Genomic DNA, 24697 nt, shown 5'->3' with positions numbered 1-24697 from the left:
ACGCTCGCCGATCGCGTCGCATCGCGCGGCATCGCATCAGAACGCGATCCACGGCCTCGTCGCACTGCCCGCGGCTTGCTTGCCGGGAACGCAGTAGTGGGTGATGTAGGCCATCGGAATCACGGTGAGGAAGGCCGCTTCCACGCCCGGATCGACCGGGCCGCCGGAAATGCCGAACAGGGTCGAGGTGGCCAGGGTGGCGCCGTCGAAGAACACATTGGCCTTGGTCGCCGAGGCCAGTTGGGTGTCGGCGTTGACCGGCGTCACCGCGCCCTGGCCCAGGGCCTGGACGTTGAGGTTGAAGGTCATCTGATAGATGTAGCCGGTCGAATAACCGCCCGCGTCGATGGTGGTGTCGGTCGACAGGTGGATGGTGCGGCGGGTCTTTTCGGATTTGATGTCGCGCAGCACGTCGATGAGGCTGACGTTCGGCGTGGCCAGCAGCGCCTGCAGGCCGGTCTGGTCGGCCGGTGGCGGCAGCGCGGGGACCGGTCCGCGCGGCGGCAGGCAGCGGTTGATGACTTCGCGTCCCGTCGCCAGCGGCGTGACCACCCAGGGTTGAAAGCCGCCGGCGCCGCGAATGCTGTTGGCCGCGGTGGGGGCCTGGGTGGGGTCGAGCGGATCCGGTGGCCGCGAATCGCCACGGTACAAAGTGATGGGCATGCTGGAACTCCTGATGGATGCGGTGCCCCGCGACGCGCGGGGCGTGGGTGCGGATGCGCAACGCGCGGCGTTGCGAGCGGCTTGGATGGGTCGTGTGCGCGGCCACGGCGTCGCCGATCGCGTCGATCGCACGCGCATTCGTGTCATGCACGACAGTTCAAACGTCGCGATCGCGACGTCGTGAAGTGGGTCGAACGAATTGCGCTGACTGTCGGAGGACCGCGTTCAACCGCGTTCGATGGGGGCGGCGCGGACCGCCGGACTCACGACCGCAGGCGCAACCACGCGCCGAAGGTTTTCGCGTCGTCTGGGCGCAATACCGCTATCGACGATCGGCGCGGCGTGCGCATAGGTGCATGCGATGGTCGGTCATGTCGGCGCAGGCGAGGATCGCGTCCTTGCCGACGAGCGATGCTGAGGCATTGGCCGATGACGCGATCGCCGCCCAGCCCGATCAGAGCAGCTTCTGCGCCCGGCAGTAATCGCGCAGGTCGTCCGGCGCCAGCCCCGGCGCGAACAGAAAGCCCTGGCCGATCAGCACGCCGAGTTCGCGCAGGAACACGCGCTGGCGTTCGGTTTCCACGCCCTCGGCGACCATGCCCAGGCCCAGGCTGCGGGCGATGCCGGTGACGGCCTGGCAGACCGCGACGTCGGACTGGTTGTCGGGCACGCCCTGCACGAACAATTGGCTGAGCTTGAGCCCGTGGATCGGCAAACGGCGCAGATAATTCAGGGCGCTGTAGCCTTCGCCGAAATCGTCGATCGACAGGTTGACCCCGAGTTCGCGCAGGCGGGTGAAGGTGCGCACGGTGTCGGGCGCGTCCTCGATCAGGACCCGCTCGGTGAATTCCAGTTCCAGCGCGCTGCCGGGCAGGCCGTATTCGGCCAGGGCGGCGCCGACGTTGTTGGCCAGGTCGTCGCCGAGGAACTGGCGGTAGGACACGTTGACCGCGACGCGCTCGATATGCAGGCCTTCGTCGCGCCATGCGCGCAACTGCCGGCAGGCTTCGTGCAGGACCCAGCCGCCGATGCCGACGATGTCGCCGGTGGTTTCGGCATGGTCGATGAAACGGTCCGGGCGCATTTCGCCGAGCGAGCGGTTGCGCCAGCGGATCAGCGCTTCGATCGCCACCACCCGGCCGTCGCTGAGATCGACCTGCGGCTGATAGACCAGATGGAATTCGTCGTTGTGGACCGCGCGGCGCAGATGGGTTTCCAGCTGCAGGCGGTGCAGTTGCTGTTCGGCCAGTTCCGGGGTGAACGCCTGCCAGCTGTTGCGGCCGCGGCGCTTGCTGTCGTACATGGCCACATCCGCGCTCTGGATCAGCTGCTGCGCGGTGCGGCCGTCGAGCGGCGCCTGGGCGATGCCGATGCTGGCGGTGATGCTGAATTCCTCGCCGTCGACGCGGAAGCTGTCGCCGAAGATCTCCAGAATGGCATCGGCGAGGCGTTCGCCGCGCAGCGGATCATCGTCGAGCGAGCACACCAGCAGAAATTCGTCGCCGCCGAAACGCGCGATCAGCGCCTGATCGCCGGCGGCCAGGCGGATACGGCGCGCGGCCGAGGCCAGCAGGCGGTCGCCGGCGGCGTGGCCCAGCACGTCGTTGACCACCTTGAAGCGGTCCAGGTCGATATACAGCACCGCCAGCGGCGAGTGCGGGTAGATGTCCAGGCGGCGTTCGAGTTCGGCCTGGACCGCGTCGCGGTTGAGCAGGCCGGTAAGCGGATCGCTGCGCGCCTGGATGCGCAGTTGTTCTTCTTCGTGCTTGCGTTCGGTGATGTCCTGCAGGGTGCCGGTGAGCACTTGCCGAACCGGATCGGCGGCGCTGGCATCGCCGATCGCGCGCACCCAGAAACCGCCGCCGTCCGCGCGCATGCCCTGCAGTTCCATGTCGATGCCGCGGCCGCCGGCGAGGGTGCGTTCGAGCGCGTTGCGCAGGCGGTGGCGATCGAGCGGCAGCAGGCATTCGAGCAGGTCGTCGATCCGCTCCGGCTCGGCTTCGCGGCCGATGATGCGCGCGGCCTCGAAGGTCAGGTACAGGCGATCGCGGCCGGCGTCCCATTCCCAGCCGCCGATGTGGGCCAGCGCCTGGGCGCGGTCGAACAGGGCGCTGTCGCGCTTGAGCGCGGTGACGTTGGAGAACAGCGCGAACACCTGGTGCGGACGGTCGCCGCCGGGCGGGAACTGCGGCACCGCGGTGACCGCGAGCCAGATCAGTTCGCGACGTTCGCGGTGATACAGCCCGAGCACGGTGCTGTCGACCACGCGGCCGGTGGCCAGCGCGATCTGCGAGGGGTATTGGTCGGTGGCCAGTTCGTGGCCGCGTTCGTCGACCAGCAGCCAGTCGCCCGAGCTGAGTTCGTCGGCGATGCTCATGCCGCTGTGCAGCGACAGCAGGCGCATCGCCGCGCTGTTGGCGTAGATGATCCGCAGCGAGTGGTCCTGCACGATCACGCCGCGATCGATCGACTCGACCAGTTCGCGGAAACGCAGTTCGGTGTCGGCGCGGCTGCTGAGGTCGCGCGCGACCGCGATGATCCGGCGCTGGCCCTCGTGGTCGAAGCCGGCCGAATGCACTTCGACCGGGAAGCGGGTGCCGTCGCCGCGCTTGTTGGTGACCTCGATGATGTAGCTGTCGCCACGGTTCAAGGATTCCCATACCGGCGCCAGATGCTCGCGCGGCAGTTCGGGATTGAGCACGTGGATCGGCTGGCCGACGATTTCCTCGCGCACGCGCCGGTGCGCGCGGGTGCCTTCGCGATTGATCTCGATCACCGTGCCGACTTCGTCGAGCACGGTGACCAGGTCGGGAATCGCGTCGAAGGCGGCGCGGTACAGCGAGCCGTCGCTGCGGCGCAGCGCGTCGATCGCCTCCGACAAAGTCGCGCGCAGGCTGTCGCTGAGGCCGGGTTCGTCGAGTGCGCGTTGCAGCGCGGCGATGGTGGCGTCCGTCGTGTCCGTCGCCGCCGCGGAGGCGGGCGGAGCCGGGCGATCGGCGGGCGCGTCGGCGTTCACGCGGCCGCCAGCGCCTTGCCGACCTTGCTGCCGGTCTCGCGTCCGAGCAGCCCGGCGAGCCAGCGGCCGGTGTCGGCCAGTGCGTTCAAGTCGACGCCGGTCTCGATGCCCAGGCCGTGCAGCATGTACACCACGTCCTCGCTGGCGACGTTGCCGCTGGCGCCCTTGGCGTAGGGACAGCCACCGGTGCCGGACACGGCCGAATCGACCACCGCCACGCCTTCTTCCAGGCAGGCGAGGATGTTCGACAGCGCCTGGCCGTAGGTGTCGTGGAAATGCACCGCCAGCGCCGCGACCGGAACTTCGGAGGCGACCGCCCTGAACATTGCGCGCGCCTTGCCCGGCGTGCCCACGCCGATGGTGTCGCCGAGCGAAACCTCATAGCAGCCCATCGCGTGCAGCGCCTTGGCCACCCGCACCACGTCGCTGACCGGCACTTCGCCTTGATAAGGACAGCCGAGCACGGTGGAAACATAACCGCGCACCGCCACGCCGTCGGTCTTGGCCCGCGCCAGCACCGGCGCGAACCGCGCCAGCGATTCGTCGATGCTGGCGTTGATGTTGGTGCGGTTGAACGCTTCGGATGCGGCGGTGAACACCGCGATCTCTTCGACCCCGACCGCGCGCGCGCGCTCGTAGCCTTGTTCGTTGGGCACCAGCACCGGGTAATGCACGCCGGGCCGGCGCGCGATGCCGGCGAAGACTTCGGCCGCGTCGGCCAGTTGCGGCACCCACTTGGGGCTGACGAAACTCGTCGCCTCGATGCTGCGCAGCCCGGTCGCCGACAGACGGTCGATCAACGCAATCTTGTCGGCGGTGGCGATCTGCGATTTCTCGTTCTGCAGTCCGTCGCGCGGACCGACTTCGACGATGCGTACGCAAGCGGGTTGGGTCATCTGGAATCCTTGCTTTCAGAGGCAGCGCTAGCAGGAGCTGTGCTTGCAGAGGCGACGCGTCGCAGCACGATCGCCTCCTTCTGGGTGTCGTACAACACCGCGCCGTGTTGGGTCAGCGCGGTGCGGATGTCCTGCGCCGATCCTTCGATCAGCGCGAATTTCTCGTCGAGTTTACGCCCGCTCAGGGTGCCGGCCGCTATCGCGTCGAGCGCGCGTTGCGAATCCGGAAGCCAGGCCCGGGCCCGGCCGTCGTCGATACGGTACAGGATCAGGAACACCGAACCGGCCGGCGAGCCCTTGACCAGCGCGTCGCCCGGCGCGCCGATCGCGCGCTGGGCGACCGACGGCGGCAGCACGATGTAGCGGTCGCGGCCCAGGACGAAGCCGGTCAGGTCCAGCGCCATGGTCTGCTCACCCATGTTCGGCCAGTCTTCGGTGTGGCAGCGCGCGTCGATGTGGATGGTCTTGGCGACGCCCTCGGCCTTCAGATGCCAGGTGCCGGGCAGGTCGGGGTCGCAGGCGAGTTCGTCGACCGGCGCGCGTTCGAAGGCGACGCAGCCGCTCAGCGCGACCAGCGCCACGGCGAGCGCGGCGCGCAGTAGGTGGGCGCGTGGCCGCCCAGGCCCGCGCGCGAGTCCGGCTGGACCGCGATAGCCCAGGCGAGGGCCGGACGCCGGAACGTGAGGATCGGCGAGGCCGGGGGCGGCGCTGGAGAGGCGGGGATCGGACAGGGTCATGGCAGCCTCTCAGCGCGCAGCAGGGGATATACGTTTGAAACGATAAACCGTGTCGCCATCGGGCAGGGAGAAAAGCTGCGGATTGTCACGCAATAGCTGACGAATCTGCTTGGCGTCGCCGGTGAGCCAGTCCGGGCGATCGGCCTCGGCGCTCGGGGTCTTGGCGTTGCGTTCTTGAACGATGCGCTTGAGCTGATCCGGATTGCCCACGTCGATGCTCAGCGAGTCGGGCCCGGCTTGATAGCGCAGCAGGCTGACCACGTTCGGGTAGTCCTTCGCGGCCTGGTTTCTGGCCGCTTCCGCCTCGCCCTTGCCGCCGGCCAGCAGCATCCAGACATCGGCGAAGTCCAGCCCCAGATAGCGATGGCCGTCGGCTTTGTACACGCGCAACTCGACTTGCCTGGATTCGAATTTCGCCGGCAGGTAGGCGCGGCACTGCGCGTCGATGCGCAGGCGGCGTTCGTCGTCGTCGCTGAATTCGGTGTCCTCGTCGGCGCGGGCGGACGAGCCGAGGATGCCTTCGCCCTTGACCAGTCCCCAGTCGCCGACCAGGGCCGGATCGCAGGCCACCGCGGCCGAGGGCGGATGTTCGACCATCAGGCAGCCGCCTAGCGAGGCGGACAGGACGATGGCCGCGGCTAGCGCGCGCAAACCGGCGATCGGGTGGAAGTGGGCAGGCATTGAGGAAGTCTCCGTAAACAGATGGCGACTGGCGATATGCATTCAAGCCGTATCGCGGTCGTAAACAGGGGATGCGGCGTTGCGCGGATCGTTGCGATCGCGCCAACGGGTTGGGTCGGCGCGCTACGGATTCGCGTTGGGTGCGTTAGCGGTTCGCACGTGGCGCCGGTTTCGTCGCCGCCTTGCGCGGCGGCGCAGGCGAGGCCTTACCGTCGCGTCGCAGGATGGCGCCAGGCGTGGCGAAGAACAGATCCTTGCGCGAGGCCAGCAAGGCATCGACCTGCCGACTGCTGCCTTTCACCGATGCGGCGATCTGCGGCTCGTCGTGGTTCGCCTTCTTTTCGCGCAGCAACGTGTCCAGTTGCTTGGCCGAGGTGATCTTGCCGTCTTCGATCCCGAGCTCGGTGTTCTCGATGCTGCCGGGTAGCGTTCCCGCGGCGATCAGGCGCGCCACGCGTAGCGTGTCGACGCCGTGGATGGCGACCCGATCCGGGGCGACGACATAGCGCAGGATCATGTAACCGTCTTGCCGCGGTTCGCTGTCGTCCTGCGACTCGTCCTGCTGCATGCGCCGGCACGACGCCGGTTGCGTCGCGGGTGTGGCCTGAGTCGCGACGATGTAGCCGCCGGTGGCATCGGGCAAATACGAGAATCGGTAGCCGATCAGGTCGGAAGGACACGCGCCGGTGTCGCGCCGGATCAAGCCGCAATCCTTGGGCAGGATGCTGATCCGCTCGGTGTCTTCATGCCCGCGCCGGGGTTCGTGCGCGCCGTGTTCCACCCATTCGCCGCTGAGCCATTGGCCGACCAGGCGCGGATCGCAGGCGACCTGGGTGCCGCTGGGCGGCGATTCGAACGAGGTGGTGCTGCATCCGCTCAGCAGGGCCAGCGCGAGGCCGGCGGCGAACAGCTTTCGTAGGTGCGACGACAGCGCGCAAAAACGCATGGGATGTCCCTCCATAGAACACACAGACCAGGGGCCGCCGAAGGTTCGGCGGCCGAGGAATCCGGCGCTCCCAGCCGGGATTGAAGCGTTTGCGCGGCCATTATTCGGCGCGGATGGGGGTGGCGGTCAAGCGGGTGGGGTTCGGCCGGTTCTACAAGGCCTTCAGCTGCTTGTTTCGTTCAAGGCCGCCATCCCTTCGTTTCCTTCAATCCGTCATTGCCGCGAAGGCGGGAATCTAGAGACTTTAGCGCCATCGTTCAGTCCGTCATTCCCGCGAAGGCGGGAATCCAGAGACTTCAGCGCGCTCTCTAGATCGTCATTCCCGCGAACGCGGGAATCCAGCGACTTCAAAGGTTCTCGCACGAAAGTCACTGGATTCCCGCCTTCGCGGGAATGACGGTAGGAAAGGACGTGCAGACCGTGAAGGTTCGATCTAAGTCCTTCGTAGTGCCTCCGACAATGCAACCGCGTACGCATACCGCCGCAGCGATCCGCGCACATACACGCACACGCACAAACTCAAACTCAAACTCAAACTCAAACAGTCTCCAACGTCACCAACACCGCATCAGCCTCGACGAAATCCCCAGCCGCCGCGCGCACTTCCGCGATCGTCCCCGCGCGCGGCGCCTTCAGGCTCAGCTCCATCTTCATCGCCTCGATCACCATCACTTCCTGGCCGGCTTCGACGCTGTCGCCGGGCGCGGCCTTGACCACGACCACGCGGCCGGGCATCGGCGCGTTGACGTTGTTACCCGAACCGGCGGCGGCGCTTTGCTGGTGGTGGTACATCGGCACCGCGTCCAGGCGCAGGCGGCGTTCGCCGTCGTGCATGACCACGCGGGTGCCGTCGCCGAGCGCGCTCAGCCGACGCGCGCGGCCGTCGATGCGCAGGCTCAGTTCGCTGCCCTGCAGGCGCGCGCCGTTGACCACGTGGGCGGCCTCCGACTGCGCCGGAATTTCGATCCGGTACTCGCCGCCGCTGCCCTGCGCCTGCAGTTCCAGGCGTTCGTCGCGACGCACGAAGGCGAGGCTGCGGCGGCCGCCGTGGCCCAGGCGCCAACCGTCGGCGATCGCCCACGGCGAACTCGGGTCGTTCGACGCCGAGGCCGCTTCGCGGCTGCGCTGTTCCTGGCTCAGCAGTTCGGCCACGGTCGCGCCGATCAGCAGGTCGCGATCGCCCTCGACGTCGTCGCCGTTCGCCGCCGGCATGAACTCATCGAGATGACGGTCGAGATAGCCGGTGTCGATCGTGCCGCCGACCACCGCCGGATGGCGCGCGAGGCGTTCGAGAAATTCGATATTGGATTTCGGCCCGACGATCTCGCACTGCGCCAGCGCCGCGCGCAAGCGCGCCAAGGCGCGCTGGCGATCGAGATCGAACACGATCAGCTTGGCGATCATCGGGTCGTAGAAGATCGTCACCGTGTCGCCTTCGATCACGCCCGAATCCAGGCGCACGTGCGCATCGGCCCGCGGCAGGCGCAGGCGTTCGAGCTTGCCCGAGCCGGGCAGGAACCCGGCTTCCGGGTCTTCGGCGTACAGCCGCACTTCGATCGCGTGGCCGCGCTGGACGATCGCGTCCTGCGGCTGCGGCAACGGTTCGCCGGCGGCGACGCGCAGTTGCCATTCGACCAGGTCCAGGCCGGTGACCAGTTCGGTGACCGGATGCTCGACCTGCAGGCGCGTGTTGATCTCCATGAAATAGAAACCGCCGTCCTGGCCGACGATGAACTCGACCGTGCCGGCGTTGACGTAGTCGATCGCGTGGCCGGCCATCACCGCCGCCGCGCCCATCTGCGCGCGCTGCTGCGGGCTCAGGAACGGCGAGGGCGATTCCTCCAGCACCTTCTGGTAACGGCGCTGGGCCGAGCATTCGCGCTCGTTGAGGTGGATCACCTGGCCGTTGGCGTCGCCGAAGATCTGGATTTCGATGTGGCGCGGTTGTTCGACGTAACGCTCCAGCAGCACCCGGTCGCGACCGAAGGCGTTGCGCGCTTCGCGCTGGCAGCTTTCAAGGTTGGCGAGGAATTCGCCGCTGTCGCGCACGATCCGCATGCCCTTGCCGCCGCCGCCGTGCGCGGCCTTGATCATCAGCGGATAACCGATGCGATCGGCTTCGCGGTGCAGATGCGCCGGGTCCTGGTCTTCGCCGGTGTAACCGGGCACCACCGGCACGCCGGCGGCCTGCATCAGTTCCTTGGCCCCGGCCTTGCTGCCCATCTTGCGCATCGACGCGGCTTTCGGGCCGATGAAGGCGATGCCCGCGGCTTCGACCGCGTCGGCGAAATCGGCGTTTTCGCTGAGGAAGCCGTAACCGGGATGGATCGCCTGCGCGCCGCTGCGCCGCGCCACGTCGATGATCGCGTCGCCGCGCAGGTAGCTGTCGGCCGGACGCGGCCCGCCGATCGGGTAGGCCTCATCGGCCTGGCGCACGTGCTGGGCATCGGCGTCGGCTTCGGAGTAGACCGCGACAGTGCGGATGCCGAGCTTGCGGCAGGTGCGGATGACGCGACAGGCGATCTCGCCGCGGTTGGCGATCAGGATCTTTTCGAACATGTCAGGTCGGGTCGCAAGTCAGTCGCGCCGGGGCGCGGTGGAAGGAGGTGCGGACCGCGGAACGGCGCGCGCGATAAGCGGATTCTCGCCGAAATCAGCGGGGTTTGTAGCGCGTGGCGGTCGCGGAATCGGGTTGCAGCGTGGCGCGGAGCATTGATCGTGCGTTTTTGGTGCGCATCGTTGCGGACGATCGTGACGAACGACGGCGATGGGGTCAGAGGCACCAGTTGGCTTTGCGCTTGTCGAGGAAGGCCGTCAGACCTTCCTGGCCTTCGGCGGACACGCGCAAGCCGGCGATCAGCGCGGCGTTGTCGGCGTCCAGGCGCGCGCCGTCGCGTTCGCCGGCGACCCGGCGCACCAGCGCCTTGGCCTGCGCGGCCGCGCGCGGGCCGGCCTTGAGCAGCAGGCCGATCTGCCGGTCGATCGCCGCATCGAGCTGATCGGTGGCGACGACGTCGTGCAGCAGTCCGATGCGCAGCGCGGTGGCGGCGTCGAAGATTTCCGCGGTCGCGAACCAGCGGCGCGACTCGCGCGCGCCGATTGCTTCGATCACGTACGGCGAGATCACCGCCGGCAGCAGGCCGAGCTTGCTTTCGGTCAGGCCGAACTTGGCTTCGGGCGCGGCGATGGCGATGTCGCAGCAGGCGACCAGGCCGACCCCGCCGCCGAACGCCGCGCCCTGAACCCGGGCCAGGGTCGGCTTGGGCAGTTCGTTGAGCGTGCGCATCAAGCGGGCCAGCGCCAGCGCGTCCTCGCGATTGGCGTCCTCGCCGGCCTGGGCCATGCCGCGCATCCAGTTCAGATCGGCGCCGGCCGAAAACGAGGCGCCTTCGCCCTCGATCACCACCACCCGCACGCTGTCGTCGGCGGCGACCGCGTCCAGGGCGCCGGTCAGCGCGGCGATCAGGATGGCGTCGAAGGCGTTGTGCAATTCGGGGCGATTCAGGCGCAGGCGGGCGACAGGCCCTTCGCGCAGGCTCAGCAGCGGGTGGCTCATCAGGGCGAGGGAGTTTGTGGGAGTTGGCGAATCATAGCGTTGCGCCCCTCGCATCCGCCCCTGTACGGCGGTCGGTGCTAGAATGAGAACAATTCCCATTTGGGACGCCACCCTTCGTGGAAGCCGCCTCTTGAAGCTGTCCGAACTGCCGCGCCGCACCGCCGCCACGGTCGAGACCGTCGATGACCACACGTCCAACGACACCATCGCAAGACGCCTGCGCGAATTGGGTTTCGTCGCCGGCGAGCGGGTCGAGGTGATGGCGGCCGGGCCGATCTCCGCCGAGCCGCTGCTGGTGCAGATCGGCTACACCCGCTTCGCCCTGCGCCGCAGCGAAGCCGCGCGCGTGCAAGTACGACTGATCGAGGAGTCCGCATGAGCGCCGCCGCACCCGCTGTCGCCGCCGCTTCGAACACCGCCGCGCAGCCGATGCGCGTGGCTCTGGTCGGCAATCCGAATTGCGGCAAGACCGCCTTGTTCAATCTGCTGACCGGCAGCCGGCAGAAGGTCGCCAACTACGCCGGCGTCACCGTCGAGCGCAAGGAAGGCCGGCTGCACGCGCCGTCGGGACGCAGCTACGCGGTGCTGGATCTGCCCGGCGCCTACAGCCTGAGCGCGGCCAGCCTGGACGAAGCGGTGACCCGCGATGTGCTGCGTGGTTTCTATCCCGGCGAACGCGCGCCCGACGTGCTGCTGTGCGTGGTCGATGCGACCAACCTGCGCCTGCATCTGCGCTTCGCTTTGGAATTGCGCGAACTCGGCCGGCCGATGGTGATCGCGGTCAACATGATGGACGCGGCCAAGCGTCGCGGCATCGACATCGACCTGGCCGCGCTGGAGCGCGAACTCGGCGTGCCGGTGGTGGCGACCGTCGCGGTCAAGCGCAACGGCGCGCAGGAACTGGTGGCGATGCTCGACCGCATCGCGATCGCGCCGCGCGAACCGCACGAGCCGACGGTGCAACTGCGCGAAGGCGCCGACCTGCACGCCGAGACCCGGCGCCTGCTCGAACTCACCGTCAGCATGCCGACCCGCACCGCCAAGATCGACGACGCGCTCGATCGCTGGCTGCTGCATCCGGTGCTGGGCTTGGTGTCGCTGGCGCTGGTGATGTTCCTGATCTTCCAGGCGGTGTACGCCTGGGCGACGCCGTTGATGGACGGGATCGAGGCGATCACCGCGTGGGTCGGCGGCTGGGTCGGCGCCAACATGCCCGACGGACCGCTGCGCAGTCTGATGGTCGACGGCATCATCGCCGGCCTCGGCGGGGTGGTGGTGTTCCTGCCGCAGATCCTGATCCTGTTCGCCTTCATCCTGGCGCTGGAGGAATCGGGCTATCTGCCGCGCGCGGCGTTCCTGCTCGACCGGATGATGGCCGGCGCCGGCCTGTCCGGCCGCTCGTTCATTCCGCTGCTGTCGAGTTTCGCCTGCGCGATTCCCGGGATCATGGCCACCCGTTCGATCCAGGACCCGCGCGACCGACTGGCCACGATCATGGTCGCGCCGCTGATGACCTGTTCGGCGCGCTTGCCGGTGTATGCCTTGCTGATCGGCGCGTTCATTCCGCAGCAAAAGGTCTGGGGTCTGCTCAATCTGCAGGGCCTGGTGCTGTTCGCGCTGTACATGGCCGGCATCCTCAGCGCGCTGATGGTGTCGTGGGTGATGAAGAAGTGGCGTCGCGACAAGAGCGAGCACGCATTGCTGCTGGAACTGCCTTCGTACCGCATTCCGCATCCGCGCGATCTGCTGATCGGCCTGTGGGAACGCGCGTGGATCTTCCTGCGCCGGGTCGGCGGCATCATCCTGGCGCTGACCGTGTTGCTGTGGTTCCTGCTGTCGTTCCCGGGCGCGCCCGAGGGCGCGACCTTGCCGGCGATCGATTACAGCTTCGCCGGCCGCATCGGCCATGCCATGACCACGGTGTTCGCGCCGATCGGTTTCAACTGGCAGATATGCATCGCGCTGATCCCGGGACTGGCCGCGCGCGAAGTCGCGGTGGCCTCGCTGGCGACGGTGTATGCGCTGTCGGCGGCCGACGACGAAGCCGCCGCGCAGGCGCTGACCCCGATCATCACCGACGGCTGGTCGCTGGCGACCGCGCTGTCGCTGCTGGTGTGGTTCATCTATGCGCCGCAGTGCATCTCGACCTTGGCCACGATCCGGCGCGAAACCAATTCGTGGAAGCAGGTCGGTATCAGCGCGGGCTATCTGTTCGCGCTGGCCTACCTGGCCTCGCTGCTGACCTATCAGGTCGCGGTCGCGCTGGGCGCGGGCTGATGGCCATGGATGCCGGCCTGTTCGCGCAGTACGTGGTGATCGCGATCGCGGTGCTGGTCAGCGCGATCGTGGTCGCGCGCAAGCAGTTCCCGAGCGGCGTGCGCCGGCTGCGCATCGCCTGCGCCTTGCCGCTGGTGCGCGACGGTCGGCCGCGCTGGATGCGCGAACTGGGCAAGCGCATCGCACCCGCACCGCGCGCGGGCGGGCCGAATTGCGGCGGTTGCGATAATTGCGGGCCGTCGGATTGATACGAAGTCTGGCTGCGCCAAGAGCCTGAGTTCGCCGCGCAGGGCGCGTATTGCACTGTAGGAGCGGCGTGAGCCGCGACCGTCATGCATGAGTTTGCGTCGTAAGCGCGATGTCGCAGTCGCGGCTTACGCCGCTCCTACAGGTAGCCCATGAAAGTGCCGGTCGATTGCGGCAAGTTTGCGGCGCAGGGCGCGTATTGCACTGTAGGAGCGGCGCAAGCCGCGACCGTCATGCAGGAGCTTGCGTCGCAAACTTGATGCCTCAGGCGCGACTCAACCGCCGCGGCTCTGCATGTAACTCAGCGCTTCCTCGAGATACCCCCGCGCCTCCTGCATATGCCGCGGAGCACACGCCTCGTCGAAACGGCTGCGGCCCTGGTCGAGCAGCAGATACGCACTGATCTCGCTGTCGCCCCACAGGTAATCGAAGATCAGCACGAAATCGTCGGCGCTCGCCTCGTTGAACGCCGCCGCGCCGCGCAACGGCGTGAGCAGGCGCAGCATTTCGATGTAGTTCTCCGAGGCCTGCAGCATCGCGATGCGCAAGGTGCGGCGCAGTTCGTCGTATTCGACCGGCGGGGTGCCGGTCCACGGGTCTTCGCGCCAGGCCTTGATCACGTCGGCCACGGTGGCCGCGTCGAGGTCGGTCAGCATGTCCGCGCCGACCCGGCCGTCGCCGGCCATCGAACGACCATCGAACCAGGCCTGCCAATCGTCGAACGACGCCGGACGCGCCGGCGTGGAATTCATGAAGGCTTCGTATTGCTCATGGCTGAGCGTGAATCGCGCATACAACGAAGCGGGTTCCGACATCGAGTGGGGTCCTTTCCTGGCTGGCGGCGCGGCGTGGCTTCAGCGACGCAGCCGTCCTTTGTTCGCGGCCTTGTAGCCGACCGCTTCGAATGCTTCGACCGAGAGGGTGAAGGTGCGTTCGTCGCCGGGGAACAAGGCCCCGACGCCGACCACTTGGCGGGTGATCTCCTCGCCGCGTTCGTTCTTGATCGACAGGACCATCGAATATTCCCAGGCGCCGTCGCTGGGCGGATGGCGGATCGTGCCCTCCACGTGCAGCGGCGAGAATCTCGCCGCCGCGCGCGCGTTCGCATCGGAATCGAAACGCAGATGGTGCCGGCAGGCCGGACAGACGCTCGCTGTTTCCAGGATCGTCGCCTTGCAATGCGGACAAATGCGCGTCGCCCCGGGCATGCCCTGGCGAACGGCGCTCATGAGTCGGCGCTGGTCTCCGTCTTGGCGTTCTTGTCGGACTTGTCCGCCGATTTATCGGACTTGCCGCCGTCGTTGCGCGCGACCGCCTTGCCGCTGTCTTCCCAACCGAACTCGACCTGACCGCGCACGCGCGCGCCGGCCGCGACGGTGACCACGCCGGCCTTGACGTCGCCGATCATTACGCCGCTTTCGAGCAGCTCGACCCGCTGCGCCGCGTCGATGTTGCCTTCCAGTTCGCCCGCGATCACGACCTTGCGCGCGCGCACGCCGCCGTTGAGCTTGGCACCGAGTTCGACGGTGAGATCGCCGTCGACCTGCACGTCGCCCTTGAAACGACCGGCGATGCGGATGTGGCCGGAGCCGTGGATCTTGCCTTCGATGGTCAGGTCGGAGGCGATCAGCGACTCCTTGACCACCGGCTGTTCGGCCTGACGCGGAGCCGGCGTGGGCGTCGGCGCGGGCGCGGCGGCGACCGGCGCCGGCGCGGTGGGCTGGCCGAAGGAGAATTCGTTGAGCGTGTCGGGTTCGCGCTTGAGCGCGGTTTCAGGCTGCGGCGGCGGGACCGGATTGTCGCGCTTGGGCGGGGCGGGCTGGTTGAAGATGGCCATGACGCGGTGTTCCTCAGGTCGGGGGATCAGGTGATGACACGCGTGAACTTTGGAGCCTAACACGCTGATACGAAGCGCCCACTGTGATGAATCTCACCATTCTGAGTTGCGGAAAAAGGCGACTCCGATTCAGTTTTCGCAGGCAACGACGCGAATGCGAAAGCACCCGTAATGACGCGTGTTCAGCCAATCGCGACGGCTTGCCCCATGGCGAAAATAATTCAGAAATTTTTCAGGACGATGAACGGGCCGATTAAGTCGCTGATCGAACCAGCCGTGCTGAGCGAGCTTCGTATGCGTGCGCGGCGCGCGATGCGGCGCTAACCGTTCGCCATCTTGTACAACCCCACCGCGATCGCCACGCCCGACACGCCGATCAGATACCAGTACCAGCCGACCTGCGTGCGTGCCTGCGGCACACTGATGCCGCGGAACCACGCATAAGCCACCGAGTGGATGATATGCAGCGCACCGGTGCCGATCAGCGCGTACGGAATGGTCAGGCGCCACGAACCGGTCGTCAGCAACAGCACGGTGCCGAGCGCCGCGCACATCGCGTAGGTCGCGTATTGGGCCAGGCTTCCGTGGGTCGGGCTGCGTTCGGAACCGGCCAGCAGCGCGACTGTCAGTCCGAGCCCGCTGGCGACGAAAGGATCGATGGGGGCGAGCACCGCGGCGCCGATCAAGGCCACCGTCGAGAACACGGTGCGACGATCCAAGCGCTCGACCAGGACGCTAGGCCACCAGCGCAGGCTCGCGGCCTGCGCGCAGGCCCAGCCCGCCCACGCCGCGAAGGCGATGCCGAGATCGCGCACGGGCGAGGGCGTCAGTGCGTCGATCAACACCGTCATCAGGCCGGTCAAGGCGAGGTAATACACGACGATCCGCATCGACGCGATCGCCAGCCGCGGCGGCGACAGCCGGCGCGGATCGGTCGCGCGCTGCCAGAAGCTCACGCTTTCGTCGTCGAGCCGCGCGGCCGCCTGTTGCGGATCGATCCCTTGCAGGGCCTTGAGCGCGCCGATCAGCCGCATCGGCAGCAACGGCACCAAGGCAATGAACGCGCGTCGCGGCCAATGTCGCGGCCGCGCCAGTTCGCGGACCAGCAACCGGTCGACCGGTTTGACCCGCGGCGACTGCAGCGCTTGCAAGGTGTGGTGGAAACGCTGGTTGGACTCGGAGCGCGCGCGCGCCCTCGCCGCATATTCGTGCAGCCAGGCATCGTGTTCGCCGACCGCGTCGAGCGAAAAGAATTCGAAGATCACCGCGATGGCTTCGATCGGCGGCGGATGTTCGATCTCGGCCAACACCTGCGAGACCGGGGCGCGCAGCGCGAGCTTGAGGTCCAGCGAGTACAGCGGCTCGGATTCGCGCAGCCAGCGCGCCAGGCCGGCGCTGGGTTGACAGGCGGCGCGTTGCAGCAGTTCGTGCATGAACGCGTTGAAGTCGAATTCGCGCAGCGGCGGCGTGAGTTCGTCTGGCTCGTGGTCGGGCTTGCGGTCGGCCTCGTCGTCGGTTCGCGTTTCGCGAGTGCGATCGTCATGGTCCTGCGCTTGCGCGACGACGCCAGCATCGGTTGCGATATTTCCATGTTCGTTTGCGTGGCTCGCGGGCGCGGGATCGTCGGATCCGACCTCGGCGTCCTGCATCGCCTTCCATCGCAGATGCTGCGCATAGCCCAAGCAAGCCTGATAGGCCTCGTGCAGCGCCTGGAAACCGACCGGATCGTCGTCGGGACGCACCTGCCTGAGCCGACGCGCATACGCGCGCTTGATCTCGCGCTCGTCCGCGCCCGGCTCGATGCCCAGATGCTCGAACGGGTTCATGACGTACGCGCCGCGCTGAACATGCGCACGAGCGCCACGGCGAACATCGCCACGATCCAGAACCAGAACCAGCGCACTTCGCCGCTGCGATAACGCCGATGGGCGACCGGGCTGCGATGTTGGCCGCGCAATTCATCGATGACCATGCCGTGGTGCAGCGATTGGCTGCGCAGCACCGCCACGTCTTCGTGCCGGCGCGGGAATCCGGGGTGGATGGCGTCGAGATCGAAGAACCGCAGCAGCGTTTCCAATGCCGCCGGCGGCAACGGCGGTTCGTCCAGCAGATGCTCGACCAGGGCGTTGGCCACGGCCTGCTTGTGTTCGAGCGAGTACAAGTCCGGATGCGCATGCAGCCAACGCTCGATCTCCCGCACCGGGCGACGGCGGGCGAGGTCGACCAATTCGTCGAGCAGTCCGGCGGATGCGAATTCGCCTTGCCAGGCGATGGCAGAGGCTTCGCTCGCGACGGGAATGTCGAGTCGCGGCCAGGCGTCGGGACCGGGCGCGGGCGAGGTCTGCTGGAACTGCCACGGCGCGGCTTGCATCGGTTCGGCGAGATCGGGATCGATCGGCAACGGCGTCGCGGGCGCGGTCACTTCGATCGCGGTGTGGGTGGTTTCGTGCGCGCTTTCGGCTTGCGCAACCCGGTCGAGCATGCGCCGGAATTCGTCTTCGTCCAGGCGAATGCTCAACACGTCCTGGTCGTCGTCATCGTCGCGGTCCGGGTCCGGCGTGCGCCGCGCCCAGGCCAGGCATTGCGAATAGGCATCGTGCAAGGCCTGAAAGCCCTGAGGGTCTTCGTCGGGACGCACGCGTTTGAGTTCGCGCGCGTAGGCGCGCTTGATCTCGCGTTCGTCCGCGTCCGCGGTCAGGCCGAGGCGTTCGAACGGGCTCATCCGTCGTAGGCCGTGCGCATCGTCATTGCGATCGACAGCACCAGCATCGCCAGGAAAAAGCCGATGCCGCCCCACGGAATCGAAATGGGGTGCTCGCCGCGCTTGCTCGGACGCGGATCGCGCTGGAACCTGATTTCGCGAAAATCGCCGCCGCGCGCCTTGGCCCGCGCGCGCAATTCGTCGATCCGCAACTGCGTCGACGAGACGCCCGCGCCCACGGTATCCAGGCCGAAGAATCGCAGCAGTATGTCGAGTTGGGCGATGTACAACGACGGCGCGTAGCTCAGATGGGCGACCAGCTCGCGCGCGACGGCTTGCTGCTGGGTCAGCGAGTACAGTTCCGGGTGACGATCCAGCCAGCGTTGCAGCGTTTCGGGGGCCTTGGTCTGGGCGGCGTGGCTGAGTTCGTCGAGAAACCCGGCCGGATCGAACGCGGGCTCGGCATGCGCGGCCTTTGCCGTCGCCGGCGCGTGCAGGTCGGCCAATAGCGGATCGGGGCCCGTGGCGGTGTGCGCGGATGCATCCGCCGCCGGGTTCGGGCGGGCGAACGGATCGGGCGGAGCGACGATGTGCGGTGACTGGCCGCCATCGGATGCCCGCACGCGCGGTTCGAACGCGATCGGCGTGAACTCGTACGCATCGGCCGCGGCCCAGGCGTCGTCGTCTTGTGCGTCGTCCTCGTAGGCGTGGTGGTGGTCGTGAGCATCGACGCCGACCTCGACCGTCGCGAGCGCTCGCTGCCGCGCCCACGCCAGGCAATGTTGATAGGCCTCATTCAACTGCTGAAAACCCGCCGGATCGTCGTCGGGCCGGGTGATCCGCAGCAATTTGGCGTAAGCGCGCTTGATCTGCGCTTCGTCCGCGTCCGACGACAGCCCCAGCCGGACGAACGGGCTCATGTGTAGCCCTGGGATTCGACCGCGTCGAGGAAGCGCACGAATTCGCCCCGGTGCTCGCTGATCACCGAGCTGTCCTGCAAGTCGAGCACACCGCGGAACTGCACCAGCGCGGCCTGCAGCTGATCGCGCGCCCACAGCAGTTCCTCGTACAGGCGCTCGGCGCGCGCGATCAGGGCGATGTTTTCCTGCTGGTCGCGCGGATGCACCTTGAGCGCGGCCAGCGCGGCCAAGCGTTCGCGAATTTCCTCCTGGCTCAGCACGCCCGGGTTCTTTTCCACCAGCACTTCGTGGCGCAGCCCGGTCGAGGCCAGGGTCGCCTCGACCTGCAGCAGGCCGTTGATGTCGTAGGTGAAACGCACGTCGATCGCGTTCTCGTCGCGGCGCCGTGACGGCAGGTCGATCGAGATCGCGCCCAGGCGCACGTTGTTTTCGACCCGCGGGCTTTCGCCCTGATAAATCTGGATCTCGACCTGACGCTGGCCGTCGTGGGTCGGGTAATAACGTTCGACCCGGCTCACCGGCACGGTGCTGTTGCGATGAATGATCGGCGAGAACACCCCGGAGGTGTAGCCGCCTTGCGATTCGCGGGTGGTGTTCACGCCGAGGGTGTGCGGGCACACATCGGTGAGGATGATTTCTTCCAGCGACTGATCGCGCGCCTTCATCCCGGCGGCGACGCAGGCGCCCAGGCCGATGGCTTCGTCGGGATTGACGTGGCGCAGCGGCAGCCGGCCGAACATGCGCGAGACCAGGCGCGCGCTGAGCTGCATGCGCGAAGCGCCGCCGACCAGGACGATTTCGTCGAGCTGGCCGGGGCTGAGCTTGGCGTCGCGCATCGCGCGTTCCAGCGGCGCGCGCAGGCGCTGCACCAGCGGTTCGCAGACCCGGGCGAAGCCGGCTTCGTCGATCCGCCATTGGCGCGGCTCGCCGGCCAGCGGCAGTTCCAGCGTGGCTTCGTTGCCGCGCGCCAGATCGTGCTTGAGCGTTTCGATCCGGCGTTCCAGTGTCGCCAGTTCGCTCAATGCAAGCTGGCTTGCCGACAGGCCGCTGTCGTTGAGAAACGCATTGAGCAGGGCCTGGGTGAAATCCTCGCCGCCGAGGAAGTTGTCGCCGGCGCTGGCATGCACTTCCATCACGCCTTCGAACAATTCCAGGATCGATACGTCGAAGGTGCCGCCGCCCAGATCGAACACCAGGTAGCGACCGCCGCCGTCGCGTTGCTGCAGGCCGTAGGCCAGCGCCGCCGCGGTGGGTTCGTTGATCAGGCGTTCGACCTTGATCCCGGCCAGCTCGCCGGCGATGCGCGTGGCCTTGCGCTGGCTGTCGGAGAAATACGCCGGCACGCTGATGACGGCTTCGGCGACTTTCTCGCCGAGTTCGGCCTCGGCGTCGGCGATCAGCGATTTGAGGATCAGCGCCGACAGTTCCTCCGGCCGGAACCGGTGCGTGCCCAGCGCGGTGACCCGGTCGGTGCCCATCCAGCGCTTGAACGCGGCGACGCTGCGCTGCGGGTGCGAGACCAGCCGCTCGCGCGCGGCGCGGCCGACGATGACCTTGTCGTCGTCGCCGACGCTGACCACCGACGGGGTCAACAACGCGCCCAGCGCATTGGGGATCAGGCGCGGGCCGTCGGGCCCGTAAACGCCGATCAGCGAATGGGTCGTACCCAGGTCTATCCCGACGATCATGCCAAGCGGTCTCTTGCAGCCGGTTACAGGCGGAACATTACATGCGGAACACGCCAAAGCGGGTGCGGTCCTCGATCGGCGCGTTGAGGCTGGCCGACAAGGCCAGGCCGAGCACGCGGCGGGTGTCGGCCGGATCGATGATGCCGTCGTCCCACAGCCGCGCGCTGGCGTAGTAGGGGTTGCCCTGGCTTTCGTACTGGTCGCGGATCGGCGCCTTGAAGGTTTCTTCTTCGTCCGGCGTCCACACCTTGCCGGCCGCTTCGATGCCGTCGCGGCGCACGGTGGCGAGCACGGACGCGGCCTGTTCGCCGCCCATCACGCTGATGCGCGCGTTCGGCCACATCCACAGGAAGCGCGCGCCGTAAGCGCGGCCGCACATGGCGTAGTTGCCGGCGCCGAAACTGCCGCCGATCACCACGGTGAACTTGGGCACGTGCGAGCAGGCCACCGCGGTGACCATCTTGGCCCCGTCCTTGGCGATGCCGGCGTTCTCGTACTTCTTGCCGACCATGAAGCCGGTGATGTTCTGCAGGAACACCAGCGGGATGCCGCGCTGGTTGCACAGCTCGATGAAGTGCGCGCCCTTGAGCGCGCTTTCGGCGAACAGGATGCCGTTGTTGGCGACGATGCCGACCGGATAGCCGTGGACGTGAGCGAAGCCGGTGATCAGGGTCTTGGCGTAGCGCGCCTTGAATTCCTGCAGGTCGCTGCCGTCGACGATACGCGCGATCACTTCGCGGATGTCGAACGGACGGCGGGTGTCTTTCGGCACGATGCCGTACAGCTCGTTGGCGGCGTACAGCGGTTCGCGCGAGGGCTGCACCGCGACCGGCAGCACCTTGCGCCGGTTGAGGTTGGCGACGATCTCGCGCGCGATCTGCAGCGCGTGGCGATCGTCCTCGGCGAAATGATCGGCCACGCCGGACACGCTGGTATGCACCTCGGCGCCGCCGAGCGCTTCGGCGTCGACCACTTCGCCGGTCGCGGCCTTCACCAGCGGCGGGCCGCCGAGGAAGATCGTGCCTTGTTCCTTGACGATGATCGATTCGTCGCACATCGCCGGCACGTAGGCGCCGCCGGCGGTGCAACTGCCCATGACCACGGCGATCTGCGGGATGTTCTCCGCGCTCAGCCGGGCCTGGTTATAGAAGATCCGGCCGAAGTGTTCCTTGTCCGGGAAGACTTCGTCCTGCAGCGGCAGGAACGCGCCGCCGGAGTCGACCAGGTAGATGCACGGCAGGTGGTTCTCGCGGGCGATCTCCTGCGCGCGCAGATGCTTTTTCACCGTCATCGGGAAGTAGGTGCCGCCCTTGACGGTGGCGTCGTTGGCGACGATCACCACTTCCTGGCCCTGGACCCGGCCGATGCCGGCGACCATGCCGGCGGCCGGCGCGGCGCCGTCGTACATGCCTTCGGCGGCGAGCGGGGCGATTTCCAGGAACGGCGAACCCGGGTCGAGCAGGGCGGCGATGCGGTCGCGCGCCAGCAGCTTGCCGCGTTCGGTGTGCTTGGCGCGGGCCTTGTCGCCGCCGCCGTGCGCGGCGCGCGCCAGCCGCGCGTCGAGTTCTTCGACCAGGGCCTGGTGATAGGCCACGTTGTCGCGGAAATCCTGCGAGCGCGGGTCGAGTTGGGAAGTGATCGCGGGCATTGCGTGACGGCCGGATGCTTGGACGCGGCATCAAAGCATAAAGCGCCGTCGCGGGCCAATCACTTTCGGCTCAGGTTTCGCAACGCACGCGAGCGTATGCGCACGGAAGGTGTATCCGGTGGCGACGAGGCGCGGTGGAGTGGCGTGGGGGCGATCCGTGTTTCGCGATTGGGTGACGGAGTTGATGAAGACGTCGATCGGCCTGAGGCCCTCACCCCAACCCTCTCCCGCAAGCGGGAGAGGGAGCGTATTCACTGTTTGCTGGTTGACCGTGCGCGAGTGGGGTATCGGAACTGCTCATGCAGCGATGACGTTCCCTCTCCCGCTTGCGGGAGAGGGTTAGGGTGAGGGCCTGCAAGCGCCAGCGTCGTCACACGTCATTACAAAGCCACCCAAACAAAAACCCGCTCGCGCGGGCCTGGCATCTGCGACAAAGCCGCACCCACAAAAAGAAAGACCCGCTTGCGCGGGCCTTTCAGTGAACGAAACGCAAGCCGATTAGTGCTTGGCTTCTTCCTTCTTGGCTTCAGCGGCGGCAGCATCGGCCTTGTCGGCGACCTTGTTCGCAGCGTCGGCGGTCGCGTTGGCGGCCTTGGCGGCAGCGTCGGCGGCACCGGCGGCGGCGGAGTCGGCAGCGTCGCTGACGGCGGCGGCGGCCGAATCGGCGGCGTTGCCAGCAGCAGCGGCGGCGTTGTCGGCGGCGGCGCCGGCATTGGCGGCGGCGTCGGACGCGGCGGCGGCGGCGGCGTTGGCGCCTTCGGCGACGGCGGTGCCGGCGGCGTCAGCAGCCTTGGCGGCGGAATCGCCCGCCTGCTCGGCGGCGGCCGAGGCTTCGGCAGCGGCGTCCTTGGCTTCTTCGGACTTCTGGGCGCAAGCCGACAGTGCCAGGACGGCGGCGGCGAGCAGGACGTAGAGATGGGTCTTCATGAGATGTCTCCTGAGGAGTTGTCTGAGATAAAACGTCTAGTGGATCTGTCAGGCAACGCCAGTGCTCGCAGCGGTCCGGTAAGCCGGCTTCGATCGTTCACTGACCTTACGGAAAAAGCCGCCGGATAACCGGCGGCTTTCCCGTTCGACACGAGGTTTTCGCGTCGGAACTAGCAGTATCGCTCGCGCGATATTACTTCTTGGCTTCTTCCTTGGCAGCTTCCGCCGGAGCGGCAGCGTCCTTGGCAGCGTCGGCAGCCTGGCCAGCGGCGTCGGCAGCGTTCTTGGCGGCGTCGGCAGCGGCGTCGGCAGCAGCCGGGGTCGCAGCGTTGGCAGCGGCGTCGGCCGAGGTGGCGGCGGCGTCGGCAGCGGAAGCAGCGGCGTCAGCCGAAGCAGCAGCGGCGTCGGCGGTGGCGGCGTCGCCAGCGGCAGCGGCGGTGTCAGCAGCGGCCTGAGCTTCGGTCGAAGCGGCAGCGGCGTCGGCGGAAGCTTCTTCGGCCTGCTTCTGGTTCGAGCAAGCGGCCAGGGCCAGGCCCAGAGCCAGGGCGATCAGCGCCTTGTTGAAATTCATGATGTCGGATTCCTCGTCGTTTAGTTAGGCAACGCGCAGTTGCGCGCCGATAACATGATGACAAGCCGGTGACGTGTGTCAAGCGGCATGCCGGTTTTTTTTGTGCAACGCGTTTTTAACTTCTTGCTTACAGCAGTTCTTGCTTACAGCAGCTCGATAGCGATCGCGGTCGCTTCGCCGCCGCCGATGCACAGCGACGCGACGCCGCGCTTGCCGCCGCGGATGCGCAGAGCATTGATCAGGGTGACCACCAGGCGGGCGCCGCTGGCGCCGATCGGGTGGCCCAGCGCTACCGCGCCGCCGTGGACGTTGAGCTTGTCGTGGCTGATGCCCAGGTCCTTCATCGGCGCCATGGCGACCACCGAGAACGCCTCGTTGATCTCGAACAGATCGACGTCGGCGACCGTCCAGCCAGCCTTTTCGAGCACGTTGGAAATCGCTTTCACTGGCGCGGTGGTGAACCATTCCGGGGCCTGCGCGTGGCCGGCGTGGGCGACGATCCGGGCCAGCGGCTTGAGCCCGCGCGCGGCGGCTTCGTCGGCCGACATCAGCAGCGTTGCGGCGGCGCCGTCGGAAATCTTCGAGGACGCGGCGGCGGTCAGCACGCCGTCCTTGCCGAACGCCGGACGCAGGGTCGGGATCTTGGCCACGTCGATCTTGGCCGGCTCTTCGTCGGCGTCGACGACCACGTCGCCCTTGCGGCCCTTGACCGTCACCGGAACGATTTCGTCCTTGAAATGGCCGCCATTCTGCGCGGCCTGGGCGCGCTTGACGCTCTCTTCGGAGTAGGCATCGATCGCGGCGCGGTCGAAATCGTACTTGGCGCAGGCGGCGTCGCCGAACACGCCCATGGCCTTGCCGTCGTAGGGATTGGTCAGACCGTCCCAGGCCATGTGGTCGAGCATTTCGGCGCTGCCGTAGCGGATGCCGGTGCGCGAGTTGTTGAGCACGTGCGGGGCATTGGTCATCGACTCCATGCCGCCGGCGACGACCAGCTTGGCCGAGCCGGCCTTGATCAGATCGTGGCCCAGCATGATCGCCTTCATGCCCGAGCCGCAGACCTTGTTGATGGTGGTGCAGCCGGCCGAAACCGGCAGGTTCGCGCCGAGCGCGGCCTGGCGCGCCGGGGCCTGGCCGAGGCCGGCCGGGAGCACGCAGCCCATGATGACTTCGTCGATCTGGTCGGCGGCCACGCCGGCCTGCTCAAGCGCGCCGGTGATCGCGGCGCTGCCCAGGGTCGGGGTCGGGACGCCGGTGAATTGGCCGAGGAAGGAACCGATGGCGGTGCGCTTGGCACCGACGATGACGACATCGCTCATGGCGGAACTCCGAAACTGTGGCGTGAGGGCCGGCCCGCGAGGGTGGTGGCCGGAACCCATCGATTATG

The 24697-nt window shown here is 67.6% G+C and carries 23 protein-coding genes; 4 read left to right on the top strand and 19 right to left on the bottom strand.

Annotated features, from left to right (window positions below):
* Positions 1–36 precede the first annotated feature (36 nt).
* On the bottom strand, positions 37–663 hold the full coding sequence (locus AC3A4T_RS00175) for a hypothetical protein (protein ID WP_487673548.1): 627 nt from the start codon (positions 661–663) through the stop codon (positions 37–39).
* Between AC3A4T_RS00175 and AC3A4T_RS00170 the strand changes: the two genes are divergently transcribed.
* Positions 662–847: a hypothetical protein gene (locus AC3A4T_RS00170; RefSeq protein ID WP_487673547.1), complete on the top strand. Its 186-nt coding sequence runs from the start codon at positions 662–664 to the stop codon at positions 845–847. The genes AC3A4T_RS00175 and AC3A4T_RS00170 overlap by 2 nt on opposite strands.
* A 270-nt stretch (positions 848–1117) precedes the next feature.
* On the opposite strand, the gene AC3A4T_RS00165 is transcribed toward AC3A4T_RS00170, so the two are convergent.
* The 7 genes from AC3A4T_RS00165 to AC3A4T_RS00135 all read right to left on the bottom strand — a co-directional run bounded on the left by AC3A4T_RS00165 (position 1118) and on the right by AC3A4T_RS00135 (position 10495).
* Positions 1118–3679 (bottom strand): sensor domain-containing protein, encoded by a 2562-nt coding sequence (locus AC3A4T_RS00165; protein ID WP_487673546.1) that lies wholly within the window; start codon positions 3677–3679, stop codon positions 1118–1120.
* Positions 3676–4575, bottom strand: coding sequence for a hydroxymethylglutaryl-CoA lyase (locus AC3A4T_RS00160; RefSeq protein ID WP_487673545.1), 900 nt, complete (start codon positions 4573–4575; stop codon positions 3676–3678). Before AC3A4T_RS00160 ends, AC3A4T_RS00165 begins: the two co-directional genes overlap by 4 nt.
* Entirely contained in the window at positions 4572–5312 is a 741-nt protein-coding gene (locus AC3A4T_RS00155; RefSeq protein WP_487673544.1) for a hypothetical protein, read from the bottom strand. The genes AC3A4T_RS00160 and AC3A4T_RS00155 overlap by 4 nt, the downstream gene beginning before the upstream one ends.
* A gap of 9 nt (positions 5313–5321) precedes the next feature.
* Entirely contained in the window at positions 5322–5993 is a 672-nt protein-coding gene (locus tag AC3A4T_RS00150) for a hypothetical protein (protein ID WP_487673543.1), read from the bottom strand.
* A 145-nt stretch (positions 5994–6138) separates the two neighbouring features.
* The gene (locus AC3A4T_RS00145) at positions 6139–6939 is read right to left on the bottom strand and encodes a hypothetical protein (RefSeq protein ID WP_487673542.1); all 801 of its coding nucleotides are present in this window, start codon (positions 6937–6939) and stop codon (positions 6139–6141) included.
* Positions 6940–7476: 537 nt separating this feature from the next.
* Positions 7477–9498, bottom strand: coding sequence for an acetyl/propionyl/methylcrotonyl-CoA carboxylase subunit alpha (locus tag AC3A4T_RS00140; protein WP_487673541.1), 2022 nt, complete (start codon positions 9496–9498; stop codon positions 7477–7479).
* 214 nt (positions 9499–9712) lie between these two features.
* Entirely contained in the window at positions 9713–10495 is a 783-nt protein-coding gene (locus AC3A4T_RS00135; RefSeq protein ID WP_487673540.1) for an enoyl-CoA hydratase-related protein, read from the bottom strand.
* A 130-nt stretch (positions 10496–10625) separates the two neighbouring features.
* On the opposite strand from AC3A4T_RS00135, the gene AC3A4T_RS00130 reads away from it, so the two are divergent.
* Genes AC3A4T_RS00130 through AC3A4T_RS00120 form a run of 3 tightly spaced genes read left to right on the top strand, consistent with a single transcriptional unit; the run spans position 10626 to position 13020 of the window.
* Complete coding sequence (locus tag AC3A4T_RS00130; protein ID WP_046656967.1) at positions 10626–10874, top strand: FeoA family protein; 249 nt, start codon at positions 10626–10628, stop codon at positions 10872–10874.
* Positions 10871–12772 (top strand): ferrous iron transporter B, encoded by a 1902-nt coding sequence (gene feoB / locus AC3A4T_RS00125; RefSeq protein ID WP_487673539.1) that lies wholly within the window; start codon positions 10871–10873, stop codon positions 12770–12772. The genes AC3A4T_RS00130 and feoB overlap by 4 nt, the downstream gene beginning before the upstream one ends.
* Before the next feature lie 5 nt (positions 12773–12777).
* A complete protein-coding gene (locus tag AC3A4T_RS00120; protein ID WP_056112116.1) occupies positions 12778–13020 on the top strand; it encodes a DUF6587 family protein in 243 nt (80 codons plus the stop codon).
* Between the two features lie 273 nt (positions 13021–13293).
* Here the strand turns inward: AC3A4T_RS00120 and AC3A4T_RS00115 are convergent, their stop codons facing one another.
* The 11 genes from AC3A4T_RS00115 to AC3A4T_RS00065 all read right to left on the bottom strand — a co-directional run bounded on the left by AC3A4T_RS00115 (position 13294) and on the right by AC3A4T_RS00065 (position 24629).
* Positions 13294–13833: a hypothetical protein gene (locus AC3A4T_RS00115; RefSeq protein WP_487673538.1), complete on the bottom strand. Its 540-nt coding sequence runs from the start codon at positions 13831–13833 to the stop codon at positions 13294–13296.
* Between the two features lie 39 nt (positions 13834–13872).
* Entirely contained in the window at positions 13873–14247 is a 375-nt protein-coding gene (locus tag AC3A4T_RS00110; RefSeq protein ID WP_036108424.1) for a hypothetical protein, read from the bottom strand.
* Entirely contained in the window at positions 14244–14855 is a 612-nt protein-coding gene (locus tag AC3A4T_RS00105; RefSeq protein ID WP_487673537.1) for a bactofilin family protein, read from the bottom strand. Before AC3A4T_RS00105 ends, AC3A4T_RS00110 begins: the two co-directional genes overlap by 4 nt.
* A gap of 320 nt (positions 14856–15175) precedes the next feature.
* Positions 15176–16681 carry a J domain-containing protein gene (locus AC3A4T_RS00100; RefSeq protein WP_487673536.1) on the bottom strand — a complete coding sequence of 502 codons (1506 nt, stop codon included), beginning with the start codon at positions 16679–16681 and terminating at the stop codon, positions 15176–15178.
* Positions 16678–17577, bottom strand: a complete 900-nt coding sequence (locus AC3A4T_RS00095) for a J domain-containing protein (RefSeq protein ID WP_487673535.1) — start codon at positions 17575–17577, stop codon at positions 16678–16680. Before AC3A4T_RS00095 ends, AC3A4T_RS00100 begins: the two co-directional genes overlap by 4 nt.
* Entirely contained in the window at positions 17574–18476 is a 903-nt protein-coding gene (locus AC3A4T_RS00090) for a J domain-containing protein (RefSeq protein ID WP_487673534.1), read from the bottom strand. Before AC3A4T_RS00090 ends, AC3A4T_RS00095 begins: the two co-directional genes overlap by 4 nt.
* Positions 18473–20164, bottom strand: a complete 1692-nt coding sequence (locus tag AC3A4T_RS00085) for an Hsp70 family protein (RefSeq protein WP_487673533.1) — start codon at positions 20162–20164, stop codon at positions 18473–18475. Before AC3A4T_RS00085 ends, AC3A4T_RS00090 begins: the two co-directional genes overlap by 4 nt.
* A 37-nt stretch (positions 20165–20201) precedes the next feature.
* Positions 20202–21812, bottom strand: coding sequence for a carboxyl transferase domain-containing protein (locus tag AC3A4T_RS00080; RefSeq protein ID WP_487673532.1), 1611 nt, complete (start codon positions 21810–21812; stop codon positions 20202–20204).
* A gap of 498 nt (positions 21813–22310) precedes the next feature.
* Positions 22311–22739, bottom strand: coding sequence for a hypothetical protein (locus AC3A4T_RS00075; protein ID WP_487673531.1), 429 nt, complete (start codon positions 22737–22739; stop codon positions 22311–22313).
* Between the two features lie 193 nt (positions 22740–22932).
* Positions 22933–23310 carry a hypothetical protein gene (locus tag AC3A4T_RS00070; protein WP_056112151.1) on the bottom strand — a complete coding sequence of 126 codons (378 nt, stop codon included), beginning with the start codon at positions 23308–23310 and terminating at the stop codon, positions 22933–22935.
* A gap of 143 nt (positions 23311–23453) precedes the next feature.
* Positions 23454–24629 (bottom strand): thiolase family protein, encoded by a 1176-nt coding sequence (locus tag AC3A4T_RS00065; RefSeq protein WP_487673530.1) that lies wholly within the window; start codon positions 24627–24629, stop codon positions 23454–23456.
* Positions 24630–24697 lie beyond the last annotated feature (68 nt).

This window comes from Lysobacter sp. Soil_N_51 (assembly GCF_057655755.1).
The sequence above is the reverse complement of the archived record's forward strand: the minus strand, read 5'-3'. Positions and strand labels throughout refer to the sequence as shown.